This window comes from Okeania sp. SIO2F5, from assembly GCF_010692685.1.
In the GTDB taxonomy this organism is placed as follows: domain Bacteria; phylum Cyanobacteriota; class Cyanobacteriia; order Cyanobacteriales; family Microcoleaceae; genus Okeania; species Okeania hirsuta.
This window is the reverse complement of record NZ_JAAHGU010000245.1, coordinates 1-5,162: the sequence shown is the minus strand read 5'-3', so window position 1 is coordinate 5,162 and position 5,162 is coordinate 1. Positions and strand designations below refer to the sequence as shown.

Here is a 5,162-nt window from a genome sequence, read left to right as displayed (position 1 = left end):
GCATCCTTAAAACTTTAACCTTTAGCGATCGCCTAATTTATGAAAAATACAGCTCATACAGTTACTTTTATGTTACATTATCAATATTTATGTAATATGTAAAGATGCCAGCGCTCATTGCTATAAATTTAATAGATTTGTTTCGACAGCTAAAATAGTACCAAGATATAGCTCTCTCAAAAGGGTTTCTTTCAAAACAAAACTTGTAGTAGCTATCCCAAATCGAAGATTTTATTACATTTTTAATCTCTTTAGCAGTAATATGATTGAAATACTTTTTGTATTCATTTCCCTGAGCATCAAAATCTAAATAATTTTGTTGTCTTTTTCCAAGAAGTTTTCTGATAGCTTCATCTTACAAAGATATAGGAGTAATTACATCATCGTCACCACAAAATCTAGATAAATAAATTTCAATTGATGTACCAGAAGTCTTGATTGTTTTCAGGAAAATAAATTTATATTTGTGAGAAATTATCATAATGAAAAGAGAAAATTAGAAAAGTTATCCAATTGAGCGATCGCTTCTAAAATAGAGTACCATGTTTCGACTTTCAAAAAGTAGCAGTTTTCTGATATTTAAGACTTTTATCTTCACTAAATTCTCGCTCTAAAAGTATGATGTTAATTACCAACACTCCCCTGCTCCCCTGCTCCCCTACTCCCTTACTCCCCTACTCCCTCACTCCCTCACTTCAACTATTAGGAATATGAGCAGCAACTTTTAAACCTTGTGGGTTATAAACCTCTAAAGGAATCTTGGCATTATTACTAATAGCCTTCAAAGCTATCTGTAAAGTTTTCAAATGTTTTTCTAGTTGAGTCAAACTCTTTTGATCTTTATTATTTTTTAAATCCTGAGCTGTTTTCTTAATTTTATCCACATAGTCAGAAGTTAAACGTACAGTAATTAAATCCTTCGTAATACTATATTCGCAAATTTTCGGTGTCCCTTTACAAGTTTTACTTAAATCTTGACCAGCTTTAGCTATAGTATCCAAAAATCTCTGGTTAGCTTGTGCTATCTTCAGAATAGTATCATAAGATTTAATGAGAGGTTTTGCTTTAGCAAAATAACTAGAAGTAGTAGGTACTTCTTCAGCAGAATTTAGAGCATTTTGCCAATATTTCACAGCATCTTGCCAATTATCTTTTGTCTCAAAAACTTCAGCTTGTTTCGCATAACTAATAGCTTGATCATAATACTCTTCACCAATTTGTTCTATAATTCTACGTTCCTCAGCTAACTGAAGTTTTTGTTCATACTGAGGGAGTAAATTTTTAGCTTCTAAATAGGCAGTTGTTTGTGGTGGAACAGAAGATATTTTATCCAAGGCATCTTCCCAACTTGAATATACACTTTTCCAGCTTTCAGGAAACTGAGCTACTACTTCTCTAGTATTTGCTAACTGAGCTGATTTTTTAGCAGCAATTAGTTTTCGATCTGCCACTTCTTCTGTTGTTAATCTACCTTTAATCGCTACTAAATATTTACGATATTGCTGTAGTTTATTCTTGGCAAAAGGATAAGCACTACTATCTCCTGGTACTTTTTCTAGTAAGACAATTGCATTTTGCCAAAGTGATTGAGTTTCTATCCAATCTTCTACTTTTAGTGGCAAAGTTTTACTATTTTGAGCTGCTTCTTGACCTTTTGCTAAAGCTTTTTGAATATTTTCCAAATGTTTAATTTCTGCTTTGTAAGTAGATTTTAAATGTTGTGACTCTAGATAATGTATTGACCAAAATGGAATTTTTTCTAAATCTTGAACTGCTTTTTCTAACTTTTCTTTTGCTTGCTTTGGAGCCAAAGAGTTTTTTGAATTTTTAATTGTTTCTAATGATTGCTGATTTAAGTCTTTTGCTGTGGGTACAATCATACATTTTCCAATCACACAGGGTTGAGTTATTGCATAAAAACAGCCTATTAAAATTGTCAAACTTAAACTGGCACTGAGAAATTCTACTTTAGAGAAAGTACTGAAGTTAACAGTTGATGTTTGTCCTACATTATGAGAATGTTTTGCTGTTCTTCTGGATTTTTTAAGAGATATATCTAATCCTTCCACATCAAAAGGGTTATCTAAATCATCCAGTAATTTTGAAGTAATTTTAATATCTGAGTTTTGACTTTTCTTTCCAGGAATATACTCTTTCTCAACATTAGTATTTAGCTCAGACTCTAACCTAATAGATATCTGTTCTAAATTTTTTAAATCAAATGGATTATCTAAAGAATCTAAAAATTCAGGTGTAATTTTTACTCGATCGCCCATATCTCCATCTACCCATCTTGGGAGAAAAGTTAATGTAGACTCTTCTTGCCGACTCTTTGTAAAAAATGAATGATAAGCATAAGGATATATATGACCAATCGCATTTAAACAAATACCTACTTTCTCAATAGATTCTAGTGGTTGTTTTTGAACTATACCTTTTAACTCAGAAATTGTTTTCTCTCGATCTATCACTAAATTTGCTGGATGTTCACAAATCACTAATAATGTTCCAGCTTTTAAATCACATTGAATTTTACAAGCATCATTGAAATTTCTCAAAGATTGCCAGCTTTTTTGTAAATTATCCTCTAATATCTGAGTATTAATATTTCTGATTGCTGTTTTCATTTTCTAGTTAATAATTTGATTGTTTAATTTGCTAGCTGTATTAATTATTTTAGGAATTATGCTTTTTAATTTTGTAATTAAATCAATAATCCTGAATATAAAACTACTAATAATACCATTTGGATAAATATCTGTTATAAATCCTTGTTACATATAAAAACAGTTTTGTCACATTTTTTAGTCAAATTAGTATAATTGGTCGATCATACAAAATTCTGTCCATAGGTTTCTTGAAAGCAGACCTGACTCAAAGAAAGACGTCCACCATATTTTTTAAATGGTTCAGCAGCATAACCCATAGCTAATAGACAGCAAACATCTACTTGCTCTGGAATATTAAATGCTGCTTTAACTTGAGATGTAATAAATCCTTCCAAAGGACAACTATCAACCCCAAAACTACTAGAAATGAGCATAATTTGAGCTACTGCTAACATTACTTGCCTATTTATCCAAGCTTCCATAGACTCAAAAGAAGAAGGACTTTCAAACATTTTAGGGATTGAATTTTTCATATGATCTGCATAAGTATCATTGATAGCTTCATGCTCTTTGCGCAACTCAATTATAGATTCTATATATTCTGGTTTAGATACATGGCGATCGCCACAACAAATTAAAACTACTGGAGCTTCTCCTACCTGGCGTTGATTAAAAGCACAAGCCTTAAGTCGTTCTTTATTCTCTTGTTTTTTAACCACAATAAAACGCCAAGGTTGTAAGTTAAAACCAGAGGGAGCCATCATACCAAGACGTAAAATTTCTTCTAGGATTACATTAGGAATTGAATTTTTACTAAATGCACGAGCAGAGCGACGCTTCTCAATAGCTTGCTTTAAATTAATGCTTGGTTCCATAAAATCAAAATATAATTTGTAGTTGAATTTTTTTATTTCTTTGTTATTGAACTATAGTTTTTCTATTTTAAGGTGTGAAACTAAGATTGACATAAAAATGGAATAAGAAGAAATTATAGATATAGAAATCCTAAATTAGTTGTGACAATTTTTATAGTAGTTAATTTAAACTGAAAACTTCTAAAATTATGGCTCTTGACTGTCACTCAAATATTACAAATTAGAAAGGATTGCTATAGAGATTTTTTAGTAATCCTATATTCAGCAATTATTAGGTCTCACAATCTTTATAGCGGTTTTCACAAAGGTAGACTTGCATTGCTTCTGCCTTCTGCCCTCTGGCTTCTGCCTTTAAGCCAAAATCTCTGTATTCTATGTTAATGAAAACTGCTATAAAAATAGCATATAAAGTTATAGCAGCATAAACATCGGAAATAGGGAATAAATTAATATTAATTTTATCTAATTGTTCTTCATATTGCATAATATTTAGCAGAAACTATACCAAACCCAACTCTCGTTTCAATAAATTAATTGACTCTATACCAATGTAATTTTCAAAGCAGATAATTTGTGGCGGGCGAATAATATCTGCTCTGTTTTTTTGTACGGCAGCTTTAACTTTAGCATCACTAAATTTGTCACAAATAATTATTTTAGCCATCCGCACCATAGCATCAACTTTGTGGGTTTCTTCCTGTTGCGCAGTCATTACAATTACATCATTTCCACGCAAACTATGAATAATTACTTCTGCAGCTTTTAGTAGGCCAGAACTAAGGCTAACTATACCAAAGTAACTTCCCTGAGATAAATTATTGACCAATTTAGATTCTTGAGCATAATCATATATATCAATTGGAATCACTCGTACAGATTGAGGAGCAGCTATTTTTTCAGCTCGTCCAATGAAATATCGACTTGTGACAACCGTTCCAGAAGATACTTCATCTATAACTCTACCTAGTTCTTCCAGAGGAACTACTTGGACAGAAATATTAAGAGCTTGTTCCAACTCTTTAGCCATTAACTGTCCAATACCAATATCATTAGAGGGAGCTGTCACTAATACCCTGGCACTACAACGCAGTCGCCAGTCAATCTCAGTGAGAAACATTTCTCTAGCTTCATTCAGACTACAACCTTGGGACAGTAATTCATCCAAGCTACCCTTGACTATATGACTGGCATAGGGATACTTTTCATATATGGGAGAATTTAATTTTCGCCCCCTCTCATTTCCCTGTGCTCTGACATAAATACCTGAACCTGCTTGAGCTTCCACAAGACCAATATCTTCAAGTTGACGATATACCTTACTTATAGTGTTGCGATGTAAACCAGTTTGCATCGCAAGTTGTCGGGTACTAGGTAGTCGATGGCCAGGAGAAAACTTTCGGGAAGCTATGGCAAACCGAATTTGATTAAATAATTGGTTTGATGCAGGAATATCACTATCTGCTTTAATCTGAAAATTAACCATAGTAGAAAAAACTGCTGCTCAGAAATAAATTTTTATGCTGTAACTTACCTACAAAGATGTATTAGCTTTCTGTGTATGCTTCTAATGTTTATTAAAAACGGTCAGAACTTCCTTAGAAACAAAAGCAGTTTTTGACTTTATAATAACCACTTTGTTCTTACGGCGGTTTATAGTCACCGAACAAGTCCAGTCCGA

General features: G+C 32.4%; 5 protein-coding genes. All 5 read right to left on the bottom strand.

The window, feature by feature from the left end; genetic code table 11:
* Positions 1-67: 67 nt before the first annotated feature.
* The 5 genes from F6K27_RS34205 to F6K27_RS32275 all read right to left on the bottom strand — a co-directional run bounded on the left by F6K27_RS34205 (position 68) and on the right by F6K27_RS32275 (position 4,967).
* The gene (locus F6K27_RS34205) at positions 68-346 is read right to left on the bottom strand and encodes a sulfotransferase family 2 domain-containing protein (protein ID WP_353736102.1); all 279 of its coding nucleotides are present in this window, start codon (positions 344-346) and stop codon (positions 68-70) included.
* A 349-nt stretch (positions 347-695) separates the two neighbouring features.
* Positions 696-2,627, bottom strand: a complete 1,932-nt coding sequence (locus F6K27_RS32290; protein WP_287279975.1) for a hypothetical protein — start codon at positions 2,625-2,627, stop codon at positions 696-698.
* 203 nt (positions 2,628-2,830) lie between these two features.
* The gene (locus F6K27_RS32285) at positions 2,831-3,484 is read right to left on the bottom strand and encodes a nitroreductase family protein (protein ID WP_287279973.1); all 654 of its coding nucleotides are present in this window, start codon (positions 3,482-3,484) and stop codon (positions 2,831-2,833) included.
* A gap of 271 nt (positions 3,485-3,755) precedes the next feature.
* Positions 3,756-3,968 carry a hypothetical protein gene (locus F6K27_RS32280; protein WP_287279971.1) on the bottom strand — a complete coding sequence of 71 codons (213 nt, stop codon included), beginning with the start codon at positions 3,966-3,968 and terminating at the stop codon, positions 3,756-3,758.
* 15 nt (positions 3,969-3,983) lie between these two features.
* Positions 3,984-4,967 carry a GntR family transcriptional regulator gene (locus F6K27_RS32275; protein WP_287279969.1) on the bottom strand — a complete coding sequence of 328 codons (984 nt, stop codon included), beginning with the start codon at positions 4,965-4,967 and terminating at the stop codon, positions 3,984-3,986.
* Between the last annotated feature and the right edge of the window lie 195 nt (positions 4,968-5,162).

Excerpts from the sequence above, each read along its gene's own strand:
- F6K27_RS32275 (WP_287279969.1), bottom strand. The coding sequence starts at position 4,967 with ATGGTTAATTTTCAGATTAAAGCAGATAGTGATATTCCTGCATCAAAC.
- F6K27_RS32290 (WP_287279975.1), bottom strand. The coding sequence starts at position 2,627 with ATGAAAACAGCAATCAGAAATATTAATACTCAGATATTAGAGGATAAT.
- F6K27_RS32280 (WP_287279971.1), bottom strand. The coding sequence starts at position 3,968 with ATGCAATATGAAGAACAATTAGATAAAATTAATATTAATTTATTCCCT.
- F6K27_RS32285 (WP_287279973.1), bottom strand. The coding sequence starts at position 3,484 with ATGGAACCAAGCATTAATTTAAAGCAAGCTATTGAGAAGCGTCGCTCT.